Annotated in this window: 20 protein-coding genes; 8 read left to right on the top strand and 12 right to left on the bottom strand. The window is 56.5% G+C overall.

Annotated elements, in window-relative coordinates; translation table 11 throughout:
- Positions 1–59: 59 nt before the first annotated feature.
- The 4 genes from ACIPIN_RS17295 to prfB all read right to left on the bottom strand — a co-directional run bounded on the left by ACIPIN_RS17295 (position 60) and on the right by prfB (position 4,873).
- A complete protein-coding gene (locus ACIPIN_RS17295; protein WP_401120457.1) occupies positions 60–1,337 on the bottom strand; it encodes a flavohemoglobin expression-modulating QEGLA motif protein in 1,278 nt (425 codons plus the stop codon).
- Between the two features lie 47 nt (positions 1,338–1,384).
- Positions 1,385–2,101 (bottom strand): TetR/AcrR family transcriptional regulator, encoded by a 717-nt coding sequence (locus ACIPIN_RS17290; protein WP_401120455.1) that lies wholly within the window; start codon positions 2,099–2,101, stop codon positions 1,385–1,387.
- A gap of 102 nt (positions 2,102–2,203) precedes the next feature.
- Positions 2,204–3,706 (bottom strand): lysine--tRNA ligase, encoded by a 1,503-nt coding sequence (lysS, locus tag ACIPIN_RS17285; RefSeq protein ID WP_401120453.1) that lies wholly within the window; start codon positions 3,704–3,706, stop codon positions 2,204–2,206.
- Between the two features lie 71 nt (positions 3,707–3,777).
- Positions 3,778–4,873 (bottom strand): peptide chain release factor 2 gene (prfB, locus tag ACIPIN_RS17280; protein WP_401120451.1). Its coding sequence is split into 2 segments (ribosomal slippage): positions 3,778–4,800 and positions 4,802–4,873, totalling 1,095 coding nucleotides; the frame shifts between segments, so codons are not numbered across the junction.
- 498 nt (positions 4,874–5,371) lie between these two features.
- Here prfB and ACIPIN_RS17275 point away from each other — a divergent pair.
- The 5 genes from ACIPIN_RS17275 to ACIPIN_RS17255 are packed head-to-tail and all read left to right on the top strand — an operon-like array spanning position 5,372 to position 8,760.
- The gene (locus ACIPIN_RS17275; protein WP_401120449.1) at positions 5,372–6,718 is read left to right on the top strand and encodes a saccharopine dehydrogenase C-terminal domain-containing protein; all 1,347 of its coding nucleotides are present in this window, start codon (positions 5,372–5,374) and stop codon (positions 6,716–6,718) included.
- A gap of 27 nt (positions 6,719–6,745) precedes the next feature.
- Entirely contained in the window at positions 6,746–7,480 is a 735-nt protein-coding gene (locus ACIPIN_RS17270) for a ferritin-like domain-containing protein (protein ID WP_401120448.1), read from the top strand.
- A gap of 27 nt (positions 7,481–7,507) precedes the next feature.
- Positions 7,508–8,221: a hypothetical protein gene (locus tag ACIPIN_RS17265; RefSeq protein WP_401120446.1), complete on the top strand. Its 714-nt coding sequence runs from the start codon at positions 7,508–7,510 to the stop codon at positions 8,219–8,221.
- Between the two features lie 14 nt (positions 8,222–8,235).
- Positions 8,236–8,574 carry a hypothetical protein gene (locus tag ACIPIN_RS17260; RefSeq protein WP_401120501.1) on the top strand — a complete coding sequence of 113 codons (339 nt, stop codon included), beginning with the start codon at positions 8,236–8,238 and terminating at the stop codon, positions 8,572–8,574.
- 21 nt (positions 8,575–8,595) lie between these two features.
- Positions 8,596–8,760 (top strand): rubredoxin, encoded by a 165-nt coding sequence (locus ACIPIN_RS17255; RefSeq protein ID WP_401120445.1) that lies wholly within the window; start codon positions 8,596–8,598, stop codon positions 8,758–8,760.
- 389 nt (positions 8,761–9,149) lie between these two features.
- Here the strand turns inward: ACIPIN_RS17255 and ACIPIN_RS17250 are convergent, their stop codons facing one another.
- The 8 genes from ACIPIN_RS17250 to ACIPIN_RS17215 form a co-directional block, all read right to left on the bottom strand.
- The gene (locus tag ACIPIN_RS17250) at positions 9,150–10,151 is read right to left on the bottom strand and encodes a diguanylate cyclase domain-containing protein (protein WP_401120443.1); all 1,002 of its coding nucleotides are present in this window, start codon (positions 10,149–10,151) and stop codon (positions 9,150–9,152) included.
- 42 nt (positions 10,152–10,193) lie between these two features.
- Positions 10,194–11,204 carry a chemotaxis response regulator protein-glutamate methylesterase gene (locus ACIPIN_RS17245; RefSeq protein ID WP_401120441.1) on the bottom strand — a complete coding sequence of 337 codons (1,011 nt, stop codon included), beginning with the start codon at positions 11,202–11,204 and terminating at the stop codon, positions 10,194–10,196.
- The gene (locus ACIPIN_RS17240; RefSeq protein ID WP_401120439.1) at positions 11,201–13,519 is read right to left on the bottom strand and encodes a hybrid sensor histidine kinase/response regulator; all 2,319 of its coding nucleotides are present in this window, start codon (positions 13,517–13,519) and stop codon (positions 11,201–11,203) included. Before ACIPIN_RS17240 ends, ACIPIN_RS17245 begins: the two co-directional genes overlap by 4 nt.
- Positions 13,516–14,199, bottom strand: a complete 684-nt coding sequence (locus ACIPIN_RS17235) for a chemotaxis protein CheW (protein WP_401120438.1) — start codon at positions 14,197–14,199, stop codon at positions 13,516–13,518. Before ACIPIN_RS17235 ends, ACIPIN_RS17240 begins: the two co-directional genes overlap by 4 nt.
- A complete protein-coding gene (locus ACIPIN_RS17230) occupies positions 14,196–15,473 on the bottom strand; it encodes a CheR family methyltransferase (protein ID WP_401120437.1) in 1,278 nt (425 codons plus the stop codon). Before ACIPIN_RS17230 ends, ACIPIN_RS17235 begins: the two co-directional genes overlap by 4 nt.
- A complete protein-coding gene (locus tag ACIPIN_RS17225) occupies positions 15,470–16,006 on the bottom strand; it encodes a chemotaxis protein CheW (RefSeq protein ID WP_401120435.1) in 537 nt (178 codons plus the stop codon). Before ACIPIN_RS17225 ends, ACIPIN_RS17230 begins: the two co-directional genes overlap by 4 nt.
- Positions 16,006–17,628: a methyl-accepting chemotaxis protein gene (locus ACIPIN_RS17220; protein WP_401120433.1), complete on the bottom strand. Its 1,623-nt coding sequence runs from the start codon at positions 17,626–17,628 to the stop codon at positions 16,006–16,008. Before ACIPIN_RS17220 ends, ACIPIN_RS17225 begins: the two co-directional genes overlap by 1 nt.
- 363 nt (positions 17,629–17,991) lie before the next feature.
- Positions 17,992–18,357 (bottom strand): DUF6124 family protein, encoded by a 366-nt coding sequence (locus ACIPIN_RS17215; protein WP_401120431.1) that lies wholly within the window; start codon positions 18,355–18,357, stop codon positions 17,992–17,994.
- A gap of 674 nt (positions 18,358–19,031) precedes the next feature.
- Here ACIPIN_RS17215 and ACIPIN_RS17210 point away from each other — a divergent pair.
- The 3 genes from ACIPIN_RS17210 (at position 19,032) to ACIPIN_RS17200 (ending at position 23,102) form a co-directional block, all read left to right on the top strand.
- Complete coding sequence (locus ACIPIN_RS17210; RefSeq protein ID WP_401120430.1) at positions 19,032–20,312, top strand: glycoside hydrolase family 68 protein; 1,281 nt, start codon at positions 19,032–19,034, stop codon at positions 20,310–20,312.
- Positions 20,313–20,595: 283 nt separating this feature from the next.
- Positions 20,596–21,510: a LysR family transcriptional regulator gene (locus tag ACIPIN_RS17205; protein ID WP_401120429.1), complete on the top strand. Its 915-nt coding sequence runs from the start codon at positions 20,596–20,598 to the stop codon at positions 21,508–21,510.
- Between the two features lie 101 nt (positions 21,511–21,611).
- A complete protein-coding gene (locus tag ACIPIN_RS17200) occupies positions 21,612–23,102 on the top strand; it encodes a gamma-aminobutyraldehyde dehydrogenase (protein WP_401120427.1) in 1,491 nt (496 codons plus the stop codon).
- Positions 23,103–23,118: the final 16 nt, after the last annotated feature.

Raw genomic sequence — 23,118 nt, 5'->3', positions numbered from 1 at the left:
GTAAACCGCGTCATCGTTCATCGCGGGCAAGCCTTGCTCCTACGGATGGGGGGTGATCCCTACAAAATGTTTGAGTAATCCGCTTCGATCCGGTCCAGGCTCAGGTGGTTGAGGAAGTTGGAGAAGCACATCCAGGCCGACAAGGCGTTCATGTCACGAAACTGTGCCGGCAAGTATTTGGGCGGTGCCACCAGACCTTCATCCACCAATTGACGCAGGGTTCGCATGTCTTCCAGAGTGGTTTTGCCACAAAACAGCAAAGGGATCTGCTCAAGCTTGCCTTTACGCACGGCCAACTGAATGTAGTTGTAAACCATGATAAAGCCCTTGAGGTAGGACAAGTCTTTGGTAAATGGCAGACCATTTGGCACCGAACCACGGAAAACCCGGCTGGCGTTGCCATAACTTTCGGCCATCTCGAAGCCTTGCGCGCGAAAGAATTCGAAGATCTGCAAGAAGTCCGCGCCCTCCTCGACCATGTGAATTGCACGGGTACGGTTGGTCAGTTTGCGCAAGCGACTCGGATAAGAGGCGAAGGTGATGATTTCCATCAAAATCGCCAGGCCTTCCTGGGTCACGGTCGAGGACGGTGGACCTTTGGACAGGAAGGTGCAGATCGGCTGGTTCAGACCGTTGAGGGTAGTGCCGACGTGCACCAGCCCTTCATGGACTTCCAGGGCGCGCACGTCACGGTCATTGAACATCGCGTCAGCGCGGATCTTGATGTAGTCGGCACCGGCCGCCGCATCCGCGACGATGCCGTCGGACTCGAACACCCGAATGGTTTCCTCGGTTTCGCCAAAGACCTTGTTCAAGCGGGTTTGCAGCAAATGCACCGCCTCTTTGGCAGTGAGAATCTTCGGCTCGTCCTTGAGGTCGCCCCGGCCATCGATGTTGTTCAGGTAGTCGGACATCATCAAGCCGAGGTCGGCCAGGGTCGGGTCGCCAGCGTGGAACGCATCGGAGGCTGCACCGTAAAGCTCTTGTGAGATCAACCCGAAATCTTCGGTACCGCGTGCTTCAAGCATCCGCACCACCATGCGGTATTCCTTGCACATGCGCCGCATGATCTGCCCGACCGGGTTGAACTGACCGAGCTGACGGGTGATATCGCGCTCGATGTTCTGGAACTCCAGCTTCACTTTGCTGGAATCGAAGGACAGCGGCCGATTGAGGTAGTAGTCGCGGTCCACGGCCGGCATTTCCTTGCCCTTGGCCTTGAGGAAACCCTTGCGGATGTTGTCGTCCCACTTGACCGCATCCAGTACCCGAATCGGCGTCTGCGCCAGCACTATGCGATCGGACAAGGTGCGTATCGTCTGCTGGTATTCGTCCACCTGGTGCTCCTGTTTAAAACCGTTCAATGTGGGAGCGGGCTTGCTCGTTACACCGACGCCAGCACCAGATGCATGTACCGCGTCAGGATGCCGAGCATCTCTTCTTCGGCCAGCGGCTCTGCGTCGTTGAGCAGACCCTGATATTCCATGCGGCCGATAATCGCCGTCAACACTTTGGCATCCTGCTGTGGTTCTCGGGAACCCAATACCTGGAAAAGCTGGCAGGTACCCTGCAGGAGAATTTGCTGATGCGAGCGCACCAACAGTGCCAGACGCGGATTGAGCAAGGCTTCCTGGCGGAAGGCCTGCTCGGCCATCAAGTGCTCGCGGCGGTTGATCAATTGCCGGTGAACATAGTCAGCCATCAGCCGTGCAATGTCGTCAGCCAACTTTGAGCGGCACTCAGGGCTGCCATCGCCGCTAACGACCATCTCGCGCAACAGGCCTTCGTTGTTGGACCACAACCTGGCCATGAAGGCGGCACTGCGTTCGACGTGTTGAGCGAAAGTATCGGTGAGCAGGTCATCGATATCCTTGAAATAGTAAGTGGTCGCCGACAATGGCACACCGGCTTCGGCGGCTACTGCACGGTGACGTACCGCACGGACACCATCGCGTACGACGATGCGCATCGCGGCATCGAGAATTTCCTGTCGACGCTGCTCACTTCCCTGTCGACTGGCTTTGCGACCTTGGTACTGAACACTTTCAGCGACCGCAGTGGCGATGCCAGCTGCTCCTTCTTGAGCCATTGCACGATTCACGACAGATATTCCTCTCTAACGTCAAAAGTAACCAATTGATACGTTTGTACCAGACAGGCAATAAAAAGCCGCCTGTTATAGGCGGCTTTTTAATTGGAGCATTTACGCTTGCGGCCGCATATGCGGGAACAGGATCACATCACGGATCGATGGCGAGTTGGTGAGCAGCATCACCAGACGGTCGATACCGATACCTTCACCAGCGGTCGGCGGCATGCCGTACTCCAGTGCGCGAACGAAGTCGGCGTCGTAGTGCATGGCTTCGTCGTCGCCGGCGTCCTTGTCGGCCACCTGAGCCATGAAGCGCTCGGCCTGGTCTTCCGCGTCGTTCAACTCGGAGTAGGCGTTGGCGATTTCGCGGCCACCAATGAACAGCTCGAAACGGTCGGTGACGTTCGGGTTCTCGTCGTTACGACGGGCCAGCGGCGACACTTCGAACGGATACTGGGTAATGAAGTGCGGCTGTTCCAGCTTGTGCTCGACCAGTTCTTCGAAAATCATCACCTGCAGTTTGCCCAGACCTTCGAAGCCGAGCACCTTGGCGCCGGCCTTCTTGGCGATGGCACGGGCCTTGTCGATGTCCTGCAGGTCGGCAGCGGTCAGATCCGGGTTGTACTTGAGGATCGAGTCGAACACCGACAGACGCACGAACGGTTCGCCGAAGTGGAACACCTTGTCGCCGTACGGCACATCGGTGCTGCCCAGAACCAGCTGCGCCAGCTCGCGGAACAGTTCTTCGGTCAGGTCCATGTTGTCTTCGTAGTCGGCGTAAGCCTGGTAGAACTCCAACATGGTGAATTCAGGGTTGTGACGAGTCGAAACGCCTTCGTTACGGAAGTTACGGTTGATCTCGAAGACTTTCTCAAAACCGCCAACAACAAGCCGCTTGAGGTACAGCTCCGGCGCAATGCGCAGGAACATTTCCATGTCCAGCGCATTGTGGTGAGTCTCGAACGGCTTGGCCGCAGCACCACCCGGAATGGTTTGCAGCATCGGCGTTTCGACTTCCAGGAAGTCACGCTTCATCAGGAAGCTGCGGATGTGTGCGATCACTTGCGAGCGCACGCGGAACGTCTGACGCACGTCCTCGTTGACGATCAGGTCAACGTAACGCTGGCGGTAGCGCTGCTCGGTGTCGGACAGGCCGTGGTGCTTGTCCGGCAGTGGGCGCAGGGATTTGGTCAGCAGACGTACGTTGATCATTTCAACGTACAGGTCGCCTTTGCCGGAACGGGCCAGGGTGCCTTCGGCAGCGATGATATCGCCCAAGTCCCAGGTCTTGACCGCAGCCAGGGTTTCTTCAGACAGGGTTTTACGGTTGACGTAAACCTGAATGCGCCCGGACATGTCCTGGATCACCATGAACGAGCCACGGTTGAGCATGAGACGACCGGCAACCTTGACCGGGATCGCAGCGTCTGCCAGCTCTTCCTTAGTCTTGTCCGCGTACTGTTTCTGCAAGTCTTCGCAGTAGGCGTCGCGGCGGAAGTCGTTGGGGAAGGCCTGGCCCTTGGCGCGCTCGGCAGCAAGCTTTTCCTTGCGCAGGGCGATCAGGGAGTTTTCTTCCTGTTGCAGGGCTTGCGGATCGAGTTCTAGGTCGCTCATGTCTTTAAATTTTCCATCACAGGTTCGTTGCCCCCGCCGATGGCAGGGGACTTAAGGTCTTGACTGGCGGTTTACAGGCCTTGTTTCAGGCTCGCCACCAGGTATTCGTCGATGTCGCCGTCGAGCACCTTGTCGCAGTCGCTGCGTTCGACGTTAGTACGCAAATCCTTGATTCGCGACTGGTCGAGCACGTACGAGCGAATCTGGTGACCCCAGCCGATGTCCGACTTGGTGTCTTCCAGGGCCTGGGAGGCGGCATTGCGTTTCTGCACTTCCTGCTCGTACAAGCGCGCCCGCAACATTTTCATCGCGGTGTCTTTGTTCGCATGCTGGGAACGTTCGTTCTGACAGCAGACCACGGTGTTGGTCGGTACGTGGGTGATACGTACGGCCGAGTCGGTGGTGTTTACGTGCTGACCGCCGGCACCCGAGGAGCGGTAGGTGTCGATGCGCAGGTCCGACGGGTTGATGTCGATTTCGATGTTGTCATCGATTTCCGGCGACACGAACACGGCCGAGAACGAGGTGTGACGACGGTTACCGGAGTCGTACGGGCTCTTGCGCACCAGACGGTGCACGCCGATCTCGGTACGCAGCCAGCCAAAGGCGTATTCGCCCTTGATGTGCAGGGTGGCGCCCTTGATCCCGGCGACTTCACCGGCGGAGAGTTCCATGATGGTCGCGTCGAAACCGCGCTTATCCGCCCAGCGCAGGTACATGCGCAACAGGATGTTGGCCCAGTCCTGGGCTTCGGTACCGCCGGAGCCCGCCTGGATGTCCAGGTAGGCGTTGTTGGCGTCCATCTCGCCGCTGAACATACGGCGGAACTCAAGCTTCTCGAGGGCTTCGCGCAGGCGCTCCACTTCCAGGGCGACGTCGTCGACGGCAGCCTGGTCTTCTTCCTCGGCAGACATCAACAGCAGGTCCTTGGCATCGGCCAGACCGCTGGACATCTCATCGAGGGTTTCGACGATCTGGGCCAGCAAGGAACGCTCGCGGCCTAGATTCTGCGCGTACTCAGGGTTGTTCCAGACATTCGGATCTTCAAGCTCGCGATTGACTTCAGTCAGACGCTCATGCTTTTGATCGTAGTCAAAGATACCCCCGAATAGTTTCGGAGCGCTCGGACAGGTCCTTGATACTGTTAAGGATCGGGTTGATTTCCATGGCGGGCAGCACTCGTTGGCGAACTTTTGAAAGCCGGCGAGTATAACGTAATCACGCTGTCACGGCAGCCCGCCTGGCGGCCAATCATCGAAATCACCGAGCTCAGTCTGATCATGTCCACGAGCGCATGCCATGGACTGAAGCCTTTCAGAGCGAGGCAGTACAGGAATCCCGATTCGGACACATCTACGACGTCCTCAGAAAACTTATCCGCGGCCAGACAAATACATCGATAAGCCTGTAGGAAATAACTTCAAAAAAAGCGGACCATTCCTACTAAGTTAGTAATTGCGCAATGCCTCGTTTATTTCTATAAATATGTGACACAAAATATCCAGAGCAGGCAAATAACACCTGACTAAAAAATCGCAATATCACTCTAAGTGAATAGCTTAAGGCTAGTGCCTGCACACGCCACAACTTTAATTACGGAAAATCGGCTTTACAAACCAACGGAGACTCAGCCTCATTACCGCCCCCTATAATTAAAGGACTACAATGAAACTCATCAACAATATAATAATTGTAGGCTTTGGCAGCATTGCCCAGGCACTACTTCCGCTATTAGTCGAAAATTACAATGCAAATATAATTATCTTCGACAAAGAAACGGATAAGGCCCGGCAGGACATCGCGAAAGAATTTTCAGCCACTTTAAATAAAAAACTAATAACTGATGATAATTTTATCGAAGTTTTGTCGCCATTACTAAGCAGCAGTAGTTTTCTTTTGAACTTGGCGGTATCCGTGTCAAGTACAGCTTTGATAAGTCTTGCTCAACGATTCAAGACACTTTATCTAGATACCTGTATAGAACCTTGGGAGTATAACAATCAGAAAGGTCACAGCCTTACTAGCAATCACTACCTACGGGAAGGATTGAAAGAATACGCACAAGCTCAGACGGCGACAACAACGGCACTTGTTGCACATGGCGCAAATCCCGGCTTCATCTCCATACTGCTCAAGAAAGCATTGCTTGAAATGGCAACCATTAATGGAATATATGATCGACCAACGGTACAGATCGAGTGGGCTGAGTTATCTGAGAAGCTTGGACTGCAAGTCATACAGATATCAGAGCGAGACACTCAAGTTACTTCAAGAACTCGTGAAGCCCATAATTTTATGTGCACGTGGTCTGTGGACGGGCTTATCACCGAGTGCTTGCAGCCAGCAGAGATGGGATGGGGATCCCACGAAGAGACAGTACCCCATGGAGCTAAAATTAACGGCTACTCACTGGAATTGACCGAGCAAGGGCGAGAGGTCATAGTAAAAAGTTGGTCGCCTAACTATTTAGAGTTTTCTGCTTACTTATTGACGCACAATGAATCGCTTTCAATTGCGGAGTACTTGACTTTAGGCGACCCCGACAACCCAAAATATCGCCCGACTGTTTATTACGCTTATCACCCTTGCGATCAAGCGGTAGAGTCAATGCAACTGCTTAATGACGGAAGTGAAAACCGAATAGCCTCCAAGGAAGTGTTGAAAGACGATATAGCTTCAGGTATCGATGAGCTTGGTGTTTTTCTGATCAGCAGAAAATATAAGTCATTCTGGCTCGGATCTAACCTTTCAATAGGCAAGGCAAGAAAAATGGCGAAGCACAATAGCGCCACAAGCTTGCAAGTTGTCTCAAGTATAGTTGCTGGAATGAAGTGGGCTGAGCAGCACCCCGAGTCTGGCGTACTAGAATCCGAAAGTCTCGACTGGCAGTATATTTACGACTTTGCGGAGCGGTACTGGCAACCTATAGTTACGCAGGAAACTGATTGGCGACCAGGCTTGCCTGACGACACCTTATTATTTCAGAATTTTCGGATACTTTCTCAGCGCTAAACTAAAAGACAATGGAGTGCCAGAATCATGAATGACACAACAAGCATTAACAATAAATCCGGAACTCGTTCGACCCCAAATGCCGCAGTAATTCTGGAAAATTTTAGATTTCCTCTTATTGAACTCAGCAATGCCGAGCGCACCGAATGGAAGGAAATATTGTTTGACTCAATAATTACAGAGTACGATGCTCGGCGCCTATATTGGTATCTAGAAACCCAATATACAGACCACTTCCCAATACTGGTAGAGGTATTAAATCCATGGCTCAGGGACGAAATTGACCACGCTTACGGCTTTGCCCTGATCTATTCATCCTACACAGGCATACCGCTCGATCAAGTTACACTGGAAGCTGAAATAAGAAAGCCTGATTTCAGCATAATCAGCCCAATCGCCAATGATGCATTCAAGCTACTCATCATGTTGGCTTATGACGAGATAATCACCACACATGTTTATCATCGTAGTATAGCCAAGTACGACCAGTTCGACTCTCAACAACTATCGACATGGATCAGAAAGGCAAAGAAAGATGAAATCATGCACTTCTTCTCATTTGTGCAGAAAGCCAAGGAATTATTCCCCGATCGAATAAACGAGATCCCTTCAATCCTTGAAGAGATCTTCGATATAGACTTTGAAAAAGAAAGCTATTCGGGCACATTCGTGCTGGATCATAACACACCCGACTTTCCTATATCCAAGCAAGAAATTAAAAGCATGATCATTCCAGCTATCGTAAAAAAATTCAACGAATGACAATTTAGCTTATTAGGAATAAAACAAATGAATCAACCGTTTCTAGCCAAAAGGCATTGGAGTTCCCGAGCTCTTTTCAATGAGATATCTGGCAGCGGATGGGTAAACCCAGGAATCGATCTTAAGTATCGTGATTTTTTCATGGCGGATTTGGTTTCAGAATATGATTCCGTCAATCTTTACCATCACCTACACCCTCAAAGAGGGAAGTTTTCGTCATACTTCGTTCAATATTTAGATTTCTGGTTTGCAGATGAGAGAAATCATGCCGATGGTTTCTTTGAGCTTAATCGTCTTTTATTCGGCTCAAGTGAAGAGGAACTGATTGACAAGTTAAAGACAAGAACTGGAAACTTCGAGGAACTGGAAGAGATATTTACCAGCGAATTCAATCTACTACTCATGTTCGCCTATGACGAGTATGTTTCAGTTAAGACATACAAAAAAGATACGTTTTATAGCGAGTTTGGGCACCCAGCCTTCAACACATGGATTAAAAATTTAATAGCAGATGAAGCAACTCACTTTGGAAATGCGATAAAAATACTTAAAAACACCCACACCTCGAATTTAAGCAAGGCTGAAAACGTACTTCACAGCATAGTTAAACTCGAAGGAAGCACCTACCAGAACACTTTCCTATTTGATCACGACGGGCCTCACTTCCTGCTTGACGACAATGAACTCGGGGACACTGTAGTAGATGCGATTTTATCAGCACTGGCTAAGGGTCGGAAATGAAAAACCACTATTATATGGCCGCCGCTCTGACACTTATGATCTTCGGCGAAATACTCACGATCTACAGCGAAGTATATGCCTCAAAACTTGAGGGCCGACCAATGGAAACCCCATTAATGTTTCTCAAGCCCATGCTACTTATTAGCATTGCCGGCATAAGTCTGGTTTTTGCATATTGGCTTGGATATCAAGCCACCGGAAATATCTGGGTGGTGACAGTCGCTTCTTTGACGCTCCTGCTTATTTTAGAGCCTATTGTTATATATGCAATGTTAAAGGAACTACCTGGAAGAGGTGCACTAATAGGTTTTTTTCTAGGGGCGACCGGGTTAATTGCTACAGTAGCACTCTAATAAACCAACAGGATTTAAATCATGCCAACCGAAGAAAAGGTAATGAACTGCACTGTCTGCGGCTATGAATATGACCCTACGGCAGGTGATCCTGAAAATGGAATACCACCAGGTACGTATTGGAAAGATATCCCTGACAGTTGGCTATGTCCGGATTGTCATATGCCAAAGGAGGATTTTGAGTAAATTATTTCTATCATGAAGCTGCTCGCCACAGATGCCTGAACCACGAGTCTATTGCTTTTTCATCGAGCATGCCTGACGGGCCTAACACCAATAACAGTGAAGTAACATTCTATATTCCACCATGAAAACCTTTTGATCAGTGATTGTTCGCGTACAACTGCCAGCCTTTCGCTTGGCAACATGCTGCACGACCTCACTCGAGTATTTGCCATCCCACTACGAGACGTCTGCGTTTGGGTGGAAGTGATTGGGCGGCGATTCCGGGCGCAGATCCCTTAAAACAAACGAATAGCTGACAGGTTTATTTTTATTCCATAAAAAACAAGCTTGTCAGCTATTTCTTCAACCATCAATGCGCACGCCCCAACTATACGTGAGGCGGTGGGTTGCTACTCAATCCCCACCTGATTGCGCCCATTGTTCTTCGCCAGGTACAACCCCTTGTCCGCTGCCGAGATCAATTGACGGTAATCACTGCTTGGCTGCGGGGTCATGGTCGAGAGGCCGATGCTGATGGTCAGGCTCGCACCTTCGGCCGGAAAAACATGCGGAATTTTCATTCCAGCCACAGTCTGTCGGAGTTTTTCCGCGACCAGACGCGCCCCGCCCGGCGAGGTATTGGGCAATATCAGCACGAACTCTTCACCACCATAACGCGCCGGCAGATCGGAAGGCCGGCTGCTGGCATCACGGATCGCCGTGGCGACTTTGCGCAGGGCTTCGTCGCCTTCCAGGTGGCCGAAGTTGTCGTTGTACAACTTGAAGTGGTCGACATCGATCATCAACAGCGACAGCTGTGCCTGATCACGCAAGGCCCGGCGCCATTCCAGCTCGAGGTATTCATCGAAATGGCGGCGGTTAGACAGGCCGGTCAGGCCGTCGGAGTTCATCAGTCGTTGGAGCACCAGGTTGGTGTCGAGCAATTGCTGCTGACTGACCCGCAACGCCCGGTAGGCCGCGTCGCGCTGGATCAGGGTGGTGTAGGAGCGCGAGTGGTAACGAATGCGCGCCACCAGTTCGATGTTGTCTGGCAGTTTGACCAGGTAATCGTTGGCCCCCGCGGCAAACGCCGCGCTCTTGATCAGTGGGTCTTCCTTGGTCGAGAGCACGATGATCGGAATGTTTTTGGTCGCCGGGTGGTTGCGGTATTCGCGCACCAGCGACAGGCCGTCCAGACCGGGCATGACCAGATCCTGCAGAATCACCGTTGGCTTGATGCGAATCGCCTGGGCGATGGCCTGGTGCGGATCGGCGCAAAAATGGAAGTCGATGTTCTCTTCGTTCGCCAGCCCGCGGCGCACGGCTTCACCGATCATGGCCTGGTCGTCGACCAGCAGCACCATCGCGGCGTATTCATCGTTTTTAAAGTCGTCGAGCTGTAAATCATCCATTTGCGATCACCTGAATCAGGCCAGAACAGCTGCAATGATGAGTCATTTTGCAAAGATCTCCAGCAATCGTGGTGCTATCTTGTCCAGCGGGCGAATTTCCACAGCGGCGTCGATGGCAGCGGCCGCTTTCGGCATGCCGTATACCGCACTGCTGCGCTGATCCTGAGCAATGGTCAGGTAGCCCTGCTGGCGCATCAATTTAAGTCCCTGGGCGCCATCGCGCCCCATACCGGTCAGCAGCACACCCACTGCATCACCGTTCCAGTAAGTAGCCACGCTTTCGAAAAATACGTCGATCGAGGGTCGGTAGATCTCGTTGACCGGCTCGGCGGTGTAGGCCAGCGTACCGTTCTTCAACAACCGAATATGGTGGTTGGTGCCCGCCAGCAAAACCGTCCCGCTTTGCGGCGGCTCACCTTCCTCGGCCAGGCGGACTTTCAGGCCACTAGCGCTGCTGAGCCATTCAGCCATACCCGTCGCGAACACCTGGTCGACGTGCTGAACCAGCACGATAGCCGGTGCAAAATCGTGCGGCAGGGCCTTGAGCAAGACTTCCAGCGCCGCTGGCCCACCGGCAGAAGAACCGATGGCCACCAGGCTCTGGCGTTGCCCAGAGCTGCGCAAATGGGGCGGTGCTGAGCGTACGCGGTTACCGCGCTCGCCGATCAGCCAGCCGATATTCATGATCTTGCGCAGCAGCGGCGCTGCGGCGTCCTTCGGGTCACCCGCACCGAGGGCCGGGGTATCGACCACATCCAGCGCGCCGTGGCCCATGGCCTCGAACACCCTATGGACATTTTGCTGCCGATCCACCGTGACGATAACGATGGCGCAAGGGGTCTCGGCCATGATCCGGCGGGTCGCTTCGACGCCATCCATGATCGGCATGATCAGGTCCATCAGGATCAGGTCCGGGGTCAGTTCGGCGCAACGTTGCACCGCCTCGGCCCCGTTGCTGGCGACCCAGATCACCTCATGCGCCGGCTCGAACGCCAAGGCTCGACGCAGGGCCTCCACGGCCATGGGCATATCGTTGACGATAGCAATCTTCATGCACGCGCTCCTCCTATGAGCTCAGCCACTGCATCGAGCAAAGCATCGTCATGAAAGCTGGCCTTGGCTAAATAGTAGTCGGCTCCCGCTTCCAACCCACGACGACGGTCCTCTTCACGATCCTTGTAGGACACCACCATCACCGGCAGCGATTGCAGCCGGGTGTCACGACGCAACAACGAAACCAGTTCGATCCCGTCCATGCGCGGCATATCAATGTCAGTAATCAGCAGATCGAAATCTTCGGCACGCAGCGCGTTCCAGCCATCCATGCCGTCAACCGCAACGGCCACTTCATAACCACGATTGAGCAGCAGCTTGCGTTGCAACTCACGCACCGTCAGTGAGTCATCGACTACCAGAATGCGTTTGCGCGCAACAATGGCGACCTGCTGGCTATGTCGGGCGATCCGTTCCAGGCGGCCGGTATTGAGCAGTTTGTCCACCGAACGCAGCATGTCTTCAACGTCGACGATCAACACCACTGAACCGTCGTCGAGCAAGGCCCCGGCAGAAATGTCCTGAATCTTGCCCAGACGCTCATCCAGCGGCAGTACCACCAGCGTGCGTTCGCCGATAAAGCGCTCGACGGCCACCCCGTACACCGCATCGCGCTCGCGGATCACCACGACTTTGAGTGTCGCCGGGCTGTTCTGACTCACCGGGCGGTTCAGCAACTGGCTGGCCGCGACCAGGCCAACGTGTCGACCTTCGTGCCAGAAGTGCTGACGACCTTCCACCTGGACGATTTCGTCCGCCGCCAAATCGCACATGCGCTCGATATGCGCCAATGGAAAGGCATACGCCTCCTCGCCGACTTCCACTACCAGACTCCGCACCACCGATAGCGTCAGTGGCACTTCAAGATGGAAACGGCTGCCCTCGCCAACTTTCTGCTCCAGCACCACCGCACCGCGCAACTGGCGGACCATGTGCTGAACCGCATCCAGGCCAACACCACGTCCGGAGACTTCGGTGACCTTGTCGCGCAGGCTGAAACCGGGCAGGAAGAGGAACGTCAGCAGCTCTTCTTCGCTCAGCTGCGCTGCGGTCTCGGCCGGTGACAATTGACGTTCGACGATGCTGCGGCGTACCTGCTCCAGGTCCACGCCATTTCCGTCGTCGCTCAATTCCAGCACCAGCAACCCGGCCTGGTGGGACGCACGCAAGCGGATCAACCCTTCGGTGGGCTTGCCAGCCAGCAGGCGTTGCTCGGGCGTTTCGACGCCGTGATCCACAGCGTTACGCAGTAAATGGATCAGCGGCGCTTCGAGTTTTTCCAGCACATCGCGGTCGACCTGGGTCTTTTCACCCTCGATCTCCAGACGCACTTGCTTGCCCAGGCTGCGGCCCAGATCGCGCACCATCCGTGCCTGCCCGGTCAGCACATCGGCAAACGGCCGCATGCGACAGGCCAATGCGGTGTCATACAAGACCTGAGCACGCTGACTGGCCTGCCAGGCGAACTCATCGAGCTCAGCAGTTTTCTCCGCCAGCAGTTGCTGCGACTCGGCCAACAGCCGCCGCGTATCGCCAAGCGCCTCCTGGGCCTCAAGGCTCAGGGTTTGCTCTTTAAGGTGAACGTTGAGGTTTTCCAGGGCGCGCAGGCTGTTGTTCTGCATCCGTTTGAGGCGCTGCATTGTCGCCAGGTACGGCTTGAGACGCAGGGTTTCGACCAGCGATTTGCTCGACAGGTCGAGCAGGCTATTCAAGCGCTCGGCAGTCACCCGCAACACCCGCTCGCCCCCCTCGGTGATGCGCTTGGTTTTACGCGACGCCTCCACCGATGCGGCGAGCGACGACTCGAGTTCTGCCACAAGGTCCGACGACTCAACCCGCGGTGCCGGCGGCTCGAGTTGCAACTCGGCCATCGGCGCTTCGGGTGGCAATGACGGCTGCGCTACAACGGGTGCTGCGATTGCCAAGGGATCCAGCAAACGCCCCATCAACGCCACATAGGCTTCGATGTCACTCGGCCCGACATTGGCGCTGCCCGGCGTCGCGATACGCATCAGCAAGTCCGTGCCTTGCAACAGCGCATCAATGTGTTCGGGGCGCAGAAAAAGTCGACCTTCCTGCGCACTGACCAGGCAATCTTCCATCACGTGGGAAACGCTGACCCCGGCATCCACCCCGACAATCCGCGCCGCGCCCTTGAGCGAATGCGCGGCGCGCATGCAGGCTTCCAGATGATCGGCCTGAGTCGGGTCGCGTTCCAGCGCCAGCAACCCGGCGCTGAGCACCTGGGTCTGGGCCTCGGCTTCAAGACTGAAGAGTTCCAGCAGTGACGCGTCGCGCATTTGATCAGGGGTCATGTCAGGCTCCGGGTCACGGCGGACAACAACTGCTCTTCATCCAGCCAGCGCAGGCTGCGACCTTTGAATTGCAACACGCCACGGGTGTATTTGGCGCTGGCCTGCTGGCCTGACTGAGACGCGGCGTCGAGAACCCGCTCATCGATGGCGTGAATCCCGTCCACCTCATCCACCGGCACCACCACCGGACCGCCGTGAGCGGCGATGATCAGCATGCGCGGCATGATCCGCGCGCCCGAGGCGACACCCGTGGTCGCTTCCAGCCCCAGCAACTCCACCAGTGACAGGCAGGCCACCAGCGCGCCACGCACATTCGCCACCCCCAGCAAGGCCCGCGAACGTTGATGCGGTAACGAATGAATCGCCTGCAAGGGCGCCACTTCCACCAGGCAGCGGGTGGCCAGGGCGAGCCATTCTTCGCCGAGGCGAAACATCAACAGCGAGCGCGTGACCACGTCCGTTTCGACGGCAATAGACGCTTGCGCACGGTCGTCCTGCTGCAACGCATAACGATCCAGCAAACGCGTCGCCGCCGCGGAATACACCGCGCAATTTCGGCAGTGAATGTGTTCGATCAGCAGTGGGCAGGACTTGTCGCCGTGGATACCGATACGGTTCCAGCAGTCGTCGATGGCCTGGGCATCTTCATGGGTCACGTTCAACGAAACAGAACCGGTCATCGTTTACGCTCACTGTCAGCGGCGCGCTCACTGCGGACCGCGCGTTCCTGCAATCGACGGGCACCGGCCGCATCCCCCTGGGACGCCAGCAACACCGCCAGGTGGATCAGCGCTTCGGGATGCTGCGGTTGCAAATAAAGGGCCTTGCGATAAAAACCTTGAGCCTCCAGCACGCTACCAGCGACATCGCTGAGCAACCCCAACCAGTAAAACACCTGCGCCACCGGCTCGTGGCTGTGCAGGTACTGTTCGCAGGCAGCCCGCGCTTCTACGCTCTTACCTTCGTTGGCCAGGGTTGCAATGCTCGCCAGCAGAGCGGCGGCATCAGTGTTCGACACCGTCTCAATGCTCGGGCGCGGCGCTGGTGCAACGGCGGCAAAAGGTCGGCTGCGCACCGGCGGCGGCGGAACGCTGCGCATCGGCAAACTCACCGGCAACGATGACGCAATGAACACCGGCAGCGGTTCGGGTTCAGGCTCGCTGTGACGACTGAAGGCGAAGGATTGTGGAATACCGATCGAACGCATGCCCAGACGCCCCAGCAGACTGCCTTCGGCCGGGCCGATAAACAGCACACCCTCCACATGGGTCAGGCGTTTGAGTACTACAAAAACCTGCTTCTGGGTGGGTTGATCGAAATAGATCAGCAAGTTGCGACAAAACACGAAGTCGTAGGGTGGCTCATTGGCCAGCAGAGTCGGATCCAGCAGATTGCCTACCTGCAAACGCACCTGTTCGCGCACCCGATCGCTGACGCGATAGCCGTCGCCTTCGGTGCTGAAGTGCCGCTCGCGGAAATCGGTTTGCTGCCCACGAAATGAGTTCTTGCCGTACAGCGCACGCTTGGCCCGTTCGACCGACAGCGGGCTGACGTCCAACCCTTCGACCTTGAATTGATGCGGTGCAAGCCCGCCATCGAGCAACGCCATGGCAATCGAATACGGCTCTTCGCCGGTGGAGCACGGCAGGCTGAGAATCCGCAGCGCACGCATGCCCTTGATCTCGGCCAGACGCTTGAGCGCCAGCTTGGCCAAGGTTGCAAAGGACTCTGGATAACGGAAAAACCAGGTTTCCGGGACGATCACTGCTTCGATCAGCGCTTGCTGTTCGTCTCGCGAGCCTTGCAGGCGCTGCCAGTACTCATCCGACGTTTCCACCTGCTGCGCCGCCGTGCGCTGACGCACCGCGCGCTCGATGATCGCCGGGCCGACGGAGCTCACGTCGAGGCCGATGCGTTCTTTGAGGAAGTCGAAAAAACGCTGGTCGCTGCTCATGGGCGCTCCTCAACCGACGCAAGGTCCAGCGGCGGCGACGGGAACAGCAACGCGCGCACCTGCGCATCCAGCAAGTCCGCGACGCGCACCCATTGCAACAGTCCTTGAGCGTCTTCACGCACCGGCCCTAAATACGGCGCCTGACGGTTATCCAGGCCATAGGGCTGGAAGTCCGCCGGATTGCAACGCAGGGTGTCGGTGGCTTGCTCAAGAACCAGCCCGAGCAATTGCCCCGGCGTAGCGCCATCCGGCTGATAGTGCACCAACACCAATCGAGTGCTGGTGCGCGCCTTGGCCGGCAGACCGAACGCCAGATCGCCGACATCGATCACCGGCACCACCGCGCCACGGTAGGCAAACACCCCCGCGACCCAGGACGGTGCCTTGGCAATCGGTTTGAGCGGCAGGCGCGGCAGCACCTCAACCACTTCAATGGCTTGCAGTGCATAGCGCTCATCGCCAATGCGAAATACCAGAAACAACGACTGTTTCGGTGCGATGCCCGCACTGCGTTTCGCCACCAGTTCGCTCATCAGACTTTGAATCGCGAGACGCCGCTGCGCAGCCCTACGGCCACCGAACTCAGCTCGTCGATGGCAAAACTGGCCTGACGCAGGGACTCGACGGTCTGGCTGCTGGCGTCGCCCAACTGCACCAGTGCATGGTTGATCTGTTCAGCGCCCGTGGCCTGGGCCTGCATGCCCTCATTGACCATCAACACCCGAGGCGCCAGCGCCTGAACCTGATGGATGATCTGCGACAGCTGCTCGCCGACCTGCTGCACTTCGGACATGCCACGGCGTACTTCTTCAGAGAATTTGTCCATGCCCATCACACCGGCCGACACCGCCGACTGGATCTCGCGAACCATCTGCTCGATGTCGTAGGTGGCGACAGCGGTCTGGTCCGCCAGACGTCGCACTTCGGTGGCGACCACGGCAAAACCGCGCCCGTATTCACCGGCCTTTTCCGCTTCGATGGCGGCGTTCAGCGACAGCAGGTTGGTCTGGTCCGCGACCTTGACGATGGTCACCACCACCTGATTGATGTTGCCGGCCTTCTCGTTGAGGATCGCCAGTTTGGCGTTGACCAGATCGGCCGCGCCCATCACCGAGTGCATGGTGTCTTCCATGCGCGCCAGGCCTTGCTGACCGGAGCCGGCCAGCACCGAGGCCTGATCGGCGGCGGTGGAGACTTCAGTCATGGTGCGCACCAGGTCCCGCGAGGTCGCGGCGATTTCGCGCGAAGTGGCGCCGATTTCGGTGGTGGTGGCAGCAGTTTCAGTGGCGGTCGCCTGCTGTTGTTTGGAGGTGGCGGCGATTTCGGTAACCGACGTGGTGACCTGTACCGAGGAGCGTTGAGCCTGGGACACCAGCGAGGTCAGCTCGGTCATCATGTCGTTGAAGCCGGTTTCCACCGCACCGAATTCGTCCTTGCGCTCCAGGTTCAGACGGCTGCTGAGATCGCCGGTGCGCATGATGTCGAGGATCTGCACGATGCGGTTCATCGGCGCCATGATCGCGCGCATCAGCAGCAGGCCGCAGAAGCCCGCGGCGAGAATCGCGACGAGCAAAGAGAGGCCCATGCTGATTTTTGCCGCAGTGACCGCATTGCGGATTGCCTCGGTGGCGTTATTGGATCGATCACGATTGCTATCAATCACAACACTCAACTGCTTGCGACCCTCGACCCACGCGGGTGTCAACTCCTGCTCCAGCGCAATGCGGGCCTGTTCGTATTGTTTGTGCTGATACAGATCGACGACTTTCTTCAACGCCTGATTGAACGTTTGATGACGAACCTCGAACGCGTCGAAATCGACCTGATCCTCAGAGGTGAAGATAGTTTTCCGATAGTTGTCCATCTCCTTTTCGATACGCGCTTCGTAGCTCTTGTACAGTTCCAGGTCAGCGACGGTCATGTCGCGATGTTCAGAGAGGCCAACGATCCGCTGGGTCAGGACGTAACCGTCGACCCAAGCGCTGCGAATCATCGAACTGTAATACACCCCCGGAACGGAATCCTTCTGGACCGTTTCCTCACCGGACTCAATCTTCAACAGACTGGAGAACGAGACCATGACCATCAACAGCATGATCACGATAATTACCGCAAAGCTCGCCAAAATGCGTTGGCGCAACGTCCAGTTCTTCACAGTCAGTCCTCGGGGCCGTTCAAATAGAGGGGAGTATAGCCGAGGGCACGCTGCGTTTTATAAGCGGTTGCGCACTGCGTCTCATCCTGTGATGAAAAACGGGTATCCGGGTTATTGATGGCCTGTGTAGATCCTGTAGGAGCACGGCTTGCCCGCGATGAACGATAACGCGGTCTACCAGACGAGCCACAAGTTCGTAGCAGCTGTCGAGCCTGCGAGGCTGCGTTCGAGGACGCAGTCCTCGTAAATCCTGTGTACGCGGTTTACCTGAAAGAACGTGTTGCATGATTTCACGACTGCTTCGCAGCCGAACGCAGCCTCGCGGGCTCGACAGCTGCTACGCGGGAGCCGCGCTCCTATCCGTTATTCCGGTGGATCAAGGTGATCCAGCGCCCGATTCACCGCCAACTCGGCCAACGAAATCATCTGCTGAATCGCCAGCGCGGTATTGCGCTTGGGGCCTTCGAGGTCGAACGCCAGGTCGCTGGCCATGACATTGGCCGAGGCGAGCGTCTCGCAGGCGTGGGCCAGCAGGGTTTCGCTGTCGACGTCGGGGGCGATGACGAAAATGCAGCCGGGACGTCGGTCGGCTAACAATGCCTTGGTTTCAGGCAGCACCAGGTAGTGATCGAGTGCGCGGTGCGCGGCGGCGTGGAGTTCTTTTGAGTCGAGGGAGGCGTAGGGAGAGACCGGATCGGTTTCGGGGGGATTGGGTGTGGCTTTGAACATGGTGATGCTCCTTTTGCGTTGAGGAGCTGCCGTTTTCGTTTCCAGGCGAAAGGGTGGCAGCTGTACGCGGGCTGGAAAACCGAGGCAAAAGGTACCCGGCAGACCCGAAGGTCTCCCACGCACAGCCGCCATAACGCAGAACTGCGAGCACAAAAAAAGCGCCGCAGTATGTCATGTGGCGCGCTGTTGCGCCTTTTTGCTCACGGGTTTCCAGGCCCGGCCGCTGAATAAGCAGCGACCCGGAAACAATAGAGCTGGGCAACAAAGCGTACAAGCCGGGGAGTTCTGGTGGAGTTGTAGGCAGCGACGCAAGGCAACGTAGCCTCGGACCGAGGCTTTGGGGAAAGAATAAACAGATCAGAAATTGCGCACTGGTTTGTGGCGAGCAGAGCGTGCCCTCTGTTGGGCTCGTAACGGTCCAAAAAGATCTTTTCACTTCAAAACCACATCATGCCCCACAGCGGACGACCAGAGGCTTACCGAGAGGCAGGCCTTTTTTGTGCAAAAAATCACCTGATGAAACGTATCAGCTAGCAACAAAAAACCCATAAATTAAAAAAAATGGAATTTTTCCTTGATCTTGAAAATTCACTGACTTACAGTGAAGTAACTGTATGGATATACAGTCATTAACGAAGATTCATTTAAATATATTCATGGATGAGGTACTCCCTATGAAAAGCAACACTGAAAAACTTGGTCAGCTTCCCCACCAGCCCAGCTTGTGGACCCGCGCCGACGCGCTGAAAGTTCACGCGGATGATCCGACCACTACCCAGCCTTTGGTCAGTGCCGATTTCCCGGTATTGAGCGACACGGTGTTCATCTGGGACACCATGCCGCTGCGCGATATGGACGGTAACGTGGCTTCCGTCGATGGCTGGTCGGTCATTTTCACCTTGACGGCAGATCGCCACCCGAATGATCCGGAGTACATCGACGAGAACGGTAATTACGACATCACCCGAGACTGGAACGATCGTCATGGTCGGGCAAAGATGTACTACTGGTTTTCCCGCACCGGTAAAGACTGGCAGTTTGGTGGTCGCGTGATGGCGGAAGGTGTGTCTCCAACCACGCGTGAATGGGCTGGCTCCCCGATTCTGTTGAACGACCAGGGCGATGTGGATTTGTATTACACCGCCGTCACTCCGGGCGCCACGATCGTCAAGGTGCGTGGCCGCGTGGTGACCACTGAGCATGGCGTCGAGATGGTGGACTTTAAAAAGGTTTTGTCGCTGTTTGAGGCTGACGGCGAGATGTATCAGACCGAAGCGCAGAACCCGTACTGGGGCTTCCGTGATCCATGGCCATTCCGTGATCCGAAAGACGGCAAGTTGTACATGCTGTTTGAGGGCAACGTGGCCGGTGAGCGTGGTTCGCACAAGGTCGGTAAAGCGGAAATCGGCGATGTACCACCGGGCTATGAAGACGTCGGTAACTCGCGCTTCCAAACCGCGTGTGTCGGTATCGCCGTAGCGCGTGACGAAAATGGCGACGACTGGGAAATGCTGCCACCACTGCTGACTGCAGTCGGCGTCAACGACCAGACCGAACGTCCACACTTCCTGTTTCAGGACGGTAAATACTATTTGTTCACCATCAGCCATAAATTCACTTATGCCGACGGTGTGACCGGTCCAGACGGGGTATACGGTTTCGTGGCGGATTCGCTCTTCGGCCCTTACGTACCACTGAACGGTTCCGGTCTGGTGCTGGGCAACCCCTCTTCCCAGCCATTTCAAACCTATTCACATTACGTGATGCCTAACGGCCTGGTGACTTCGTTCATCGACACCGTACCCACAAAGGAAAGCAACACCGGAATGCAGTTCCGGGTCGGCGGCACTGAAGCGCCGACAGTGGGCATCAAGGTGAAAGGGCAGCAGACTTTCGTGGTGGCCGAATATGACTATGGTTACATTCCCCCGATGATTGATGTAACGCTGAAATAGTATCGAAGCTACACAGGGCCTTCAGGCGCCGGGTTTGAATTCGATAACAAACTCGTTGTGGATATGATCGAGATATCCGCGCCTGACTCACTGCGACTTGATCGGGAGCCGCATTGAACAATGCGTAACATCGACCCTTCGGAACTGGCTGCAAGGATGCAGCCAGTAACGGGTCTCTCCCCCCTTTCTCCCCCCCACCCCAACTAAGCCCATGCCTAGGCATCGATTAAAAAGATATACACTCGGGCAAATCTATAAAAACCGCCCACCGGGTAATTTCCCCATGATGACCTTGCGTCAAATCCGTCACTTCATCGCCGTGGCCGAAACCGGCTCGATCTCGGCTGCCGCACAAGCGGTGTACATCTCCCAGTCCACCTTGACCCTGGCCATCCAGCAGCTTGAGCAGGAAATTGGCGTCAGCCTGTTCAATCGCCACGCCAAGGGCATGACCCTGACGCACCAGGGCCATCAATTCCTGCGTCAGGCGCACTTGATTCTGGCCACGGTCGACAACGCCAAACGCAGCCTTCAACAAAGCACCGATCAGGTCGCCGGCCAATTGATCATCGGCGTGACCAGTCTGGTGGCCGGTTATTACCTCGCCGATTTGCTCACCCGTTTTCAGCGCGCCTACCCCAACGTGGAGATTCGTGTGATGGAGGACGAGCGGCCCTACATCGAGCACTTGCTGGTCAGCGGCGAAATCGATGTCGGGGTGCTGATCCTCTCCAACCTTGAGGATCGCCATGCATTGCAGACCGAGGTGCTGACCCATTCGCCGCACCGCCTGTGGCTGCCGGCCCAGCACCCGTTGCTGGAGCACGACAGCATCAACCTCGCCGATGTCGCCCGCGAGCCGTTGATTCAATTGAACGTCGATGAAATGGACCGCAACGCCCAACGCATGTGGTCGGCAGCCTCCTTGCAGCCGCGCATCACGTTGCGCACGGCCTCCACTGAAGCCGTTCGAAGCCTGGTGGCGGCCGGCCTTGGCGTGTCGATTCAACCCGACATGACCTACCGACCCTGGTCGCTGGAAGGCGACATCATCGAAGCACGACCGATTGCCGACCTCAGCCAGACCCTCGATGTCGGCCTGGCCTGGCGCCGTGGCACCGCGCGCCCGGCGCTGGTCGATCCGTTCCTGACCGTCGCCCGTGAGCAACCCCACGGCGGCCGAAAGCCATCCATTTAATCGAACGCTGCATTCAGTATTTAGTATTTGTCGTCCGCAAGCCCGACCACTAGTCTCTGGACATCTATAAGACGGTCGGGCCCCCAGTCACAGGGAGCACCATGGCCACACAAGAAAAGAGAACCCATAAAATGGCTGGCGCGCAAACCCCGTTGTTCACTGCATTGCTGATCGATGGTGAATTAGTCGCAGGCCAGGGCTTTGTCGAGCCGATTCTCAATCCGGCCACCGGTGAAGTGCTGACGCACATCGCCGAAGCCAGCACTGAACAAGTCGAAGCCGCCATCCTCGCCGCCCACCGCGCCTTCGCTGGTTGGTCGCGAACCACCCCGCAACAGCGCTCGAACATCCTGTTGGACATCGCCAATGCGGTGGAAAAGCATGCCGACCTCCTCGCCCGCCTGGAATCGCTGAACTGCGGCAAGCCGCTGCACCTGGCCCGTCAGGACGACTTGAGCGCCACGGTCGATGTGTTCCGCTTCTTTGCTGGCGCCGTGCGCTGCCAGACCGGCCAGCTCAGCGGCGAATACCTGCCGGGTTACACCAGCATGGTGCGCCGCGATCCGATTGGCGTAGTCGCCTCGATTGCGCCGTGGAACTACCCGATCATGATGGCCGCGTGGAAAATCGCCCCGGCTCTGGCCGCCGGCAACACGCTGGTGTTCAAGCCGTCCGAACACACGCCACTGTCGATCCTCGCGCTGGCCCCGGCACTGGCTGAAATCCTTCCACGCGGGGTGATCAACATCATCTGCGGCGGCGGTGAAGGCGTCGGCAGCCATTTGGTCAGCCACCCGAAAGTGCGCATGGTCTCGCTGACCGGCGACATCGTCACCGGGCAGAAAATCCTTCAGGCCGCCGCCAAAACCCTGAAACGCACCCACCTCGAACTCGGCGGCAAAGCGCCGGTGATCGTCTGCAACGACGCGGACATTCAATCGGTGGTCGAAGGCGTGCGCAGTTACGGTTACTACAACGCCGGGCAGGACTGCACCGCCGCCTGCCGCATCTACGCCCAGGCCGGCATTCACGACAAATTGGTGGCCGAACTCGGCGCGGCGGTCAGCAGCCTGCGCTTCGCCGGTAAACGCGATGCCGACAACGAGCTCGGCCCGCTGATCAGTACTCGCCAGCGCGACCGTGTGGCCAGTTTTGTCGAACGCGCCCTTGGCCAGCCGCACATCGAGCGGGTGACCGGCGCGGCGGTGCATTCCGGTGCCGGTTTCTACTACCAGCCAACCCTGCTGGCCGGCTGCAAACAGAACGATGAAATCGTTCAGCGCGAAGTGTTCGGGCCGGTAGTCACCGTGACCCGCTTCGACGAACTTGCGCAAGCGGTGGACTGGGCCAATGACTCGGAATACGGCCTGGCCTCGTCGGTCTGGACCCAGAACCTGGACAAAGCGATGCAGGTGGCGGCGCGCTTGCAGTACGGCTGCACCTGGATCAACAGCCATTTCATGCTGGTCAGCGAAATGCCCCACGGCGGCTTGAAGCGCTCGGGTTACGGCAAAGACTTATCCAGCGATTCGCTCCAGGACTACAGCGTGGTGCGGCACATCATGGCGCGCCACGGCAACGATCTGAAATAACCGCACTACGCTAACG

It is taken from the genome of Pseudomonas sp. NPDC087697, from assembly GCF_044743155.1.
Taxonomy (GTDB): domain Bacteria; phylum Pseudomonadota; class Gammaproteobacteria; order Pseudomonadales; family Pseudomonadaceae; genus Aquipseudomonas.
This window is presented reverse-complemented; position numbering and strand designations above follow the sequence as displayed.

What these genes read in the sequence shown, in the direction of transcription:
- ACIPIN_RS17235 (WP_401120438.1), bottom strand. Translation starts at nt 14,199, where the DNA reads ATGACCGGTTCTGTTTCGTTGAACGTGACCCATGAAGATGCCCAGGCC.
- ACIPIN_RS17265 (WP_401120446.1), top strand. Translation starts at nt 7,508, where the DNA reads ATGAATCAACCGTTTCTAGCCAAAAGGCATTGGAGTTCCCGAGCTCTT.
- ACIPIN_RS17210 (WP_401120430.1), top strand. Translation starts at nt 19,032, where the DNA reads ATGAAAAGCAACACTGAAAAACTTGGTCAGCTTCCCCACCAGCCCAGC.
- ACIPIN_RS17275 (WP_401120449.1), top strand. Translation starts at nt 5,372, where the DNA reads ATGAAACTCATCAACAATATAATAATTGTAGGCTTTGGCAGCATTGCC.
- ACIPIN_RS17230 (WP_401120437.1), bottom strand. Translation starts at nt 15,473, where the DNA reads ATGAGCAGCGACCAGCGTTTTTTCGACTTCCTCAAAGAACGCATCGGC.
- ACIPIN_RS17225 (WP_401120435.1), bottom strand. Translation starts at nt 16,006, where the DNA reads ATGAGCGAACTGGTGGCGAAACGCAGTGCGGGCATCGCACCGAAACAG.
- lysS (WP_401120453.1), bottom strand. Translation starts at nt 3,706, where the DNA reads ATGAGCGACCTAGAACTCGATCCGCAAGCCCTGCAACAGGAAGAAAAC.
- ACIPIN_RS17240 (WP_401120439.1), bottom strand. Translation starts at nt 13,519, where the DNA reads ATGACCCCTGATCAAATGCGCGACGCGTCACTGCTGGAACTCTTCAGT.
- ACIPIN_RS17255 (WP_401120445.1), top strand. Translation starts at nt 8,596, where the DNA reads ATGCCAACCGAAGAAAAGGTAATGAACTGCACTGTCTGCGGCTATGAA.
- ACIPIN_RS17245 (WP_401120441.1), bottom strand. Translation starts at nt 11,204, where the DNA reads ATGAAGATTGCTATCGTCAACGATATGCCCATGGCCGTGGAGGCCCTG.
- ACIPIN_RS17250 (WP_401120443.1), bottom strand. Translation starts at nt 10,151, where the DNA reads ATGGATGATTTACAGCTCGACGACTTTAAAAACGATGAATACGCCGCG.
- ACIPIN_RS17200 (WP_401120427.1), top strand. Translation starts at nt 21,612, where the DNA reads ATGGCCACACAAGAAAAGAGAACCCATAAAATGGCTGGCGCGCAAACC.
- ACIPIN_RS17215 (WP_401120431.1), bottom strand. Translation starts at nt 18,357, where the DNA reads ATGTTCAAAGCCACACCCAATCCCCCCGAAACCGATCCGGTCTCTCCC.
- ACIPIN_RS17270 (WP_401120448.1), top strand. Translation starts at nt 6,746, where the DNA reads ATGAATGACACAACAAGCATTAACAATAAATCCGGAACTCGTTCGACC.
- ACIPIN_RS17260 (WP_401120501.1), top strand. Translation starts at nt 8,236, where the DNA reads ATGGCCGCCGCTCTGACACTTATGATCTTCGGCGAAATACTCACGATC.
- ACIPIN_RS17205 (WP_401120429.1), top strand. Translation starts at nt 20,596, where the DNA reads ATGATGACCTTGCGTCAAATCCGTCACTTCATCGCCGTGGCCGAAACC.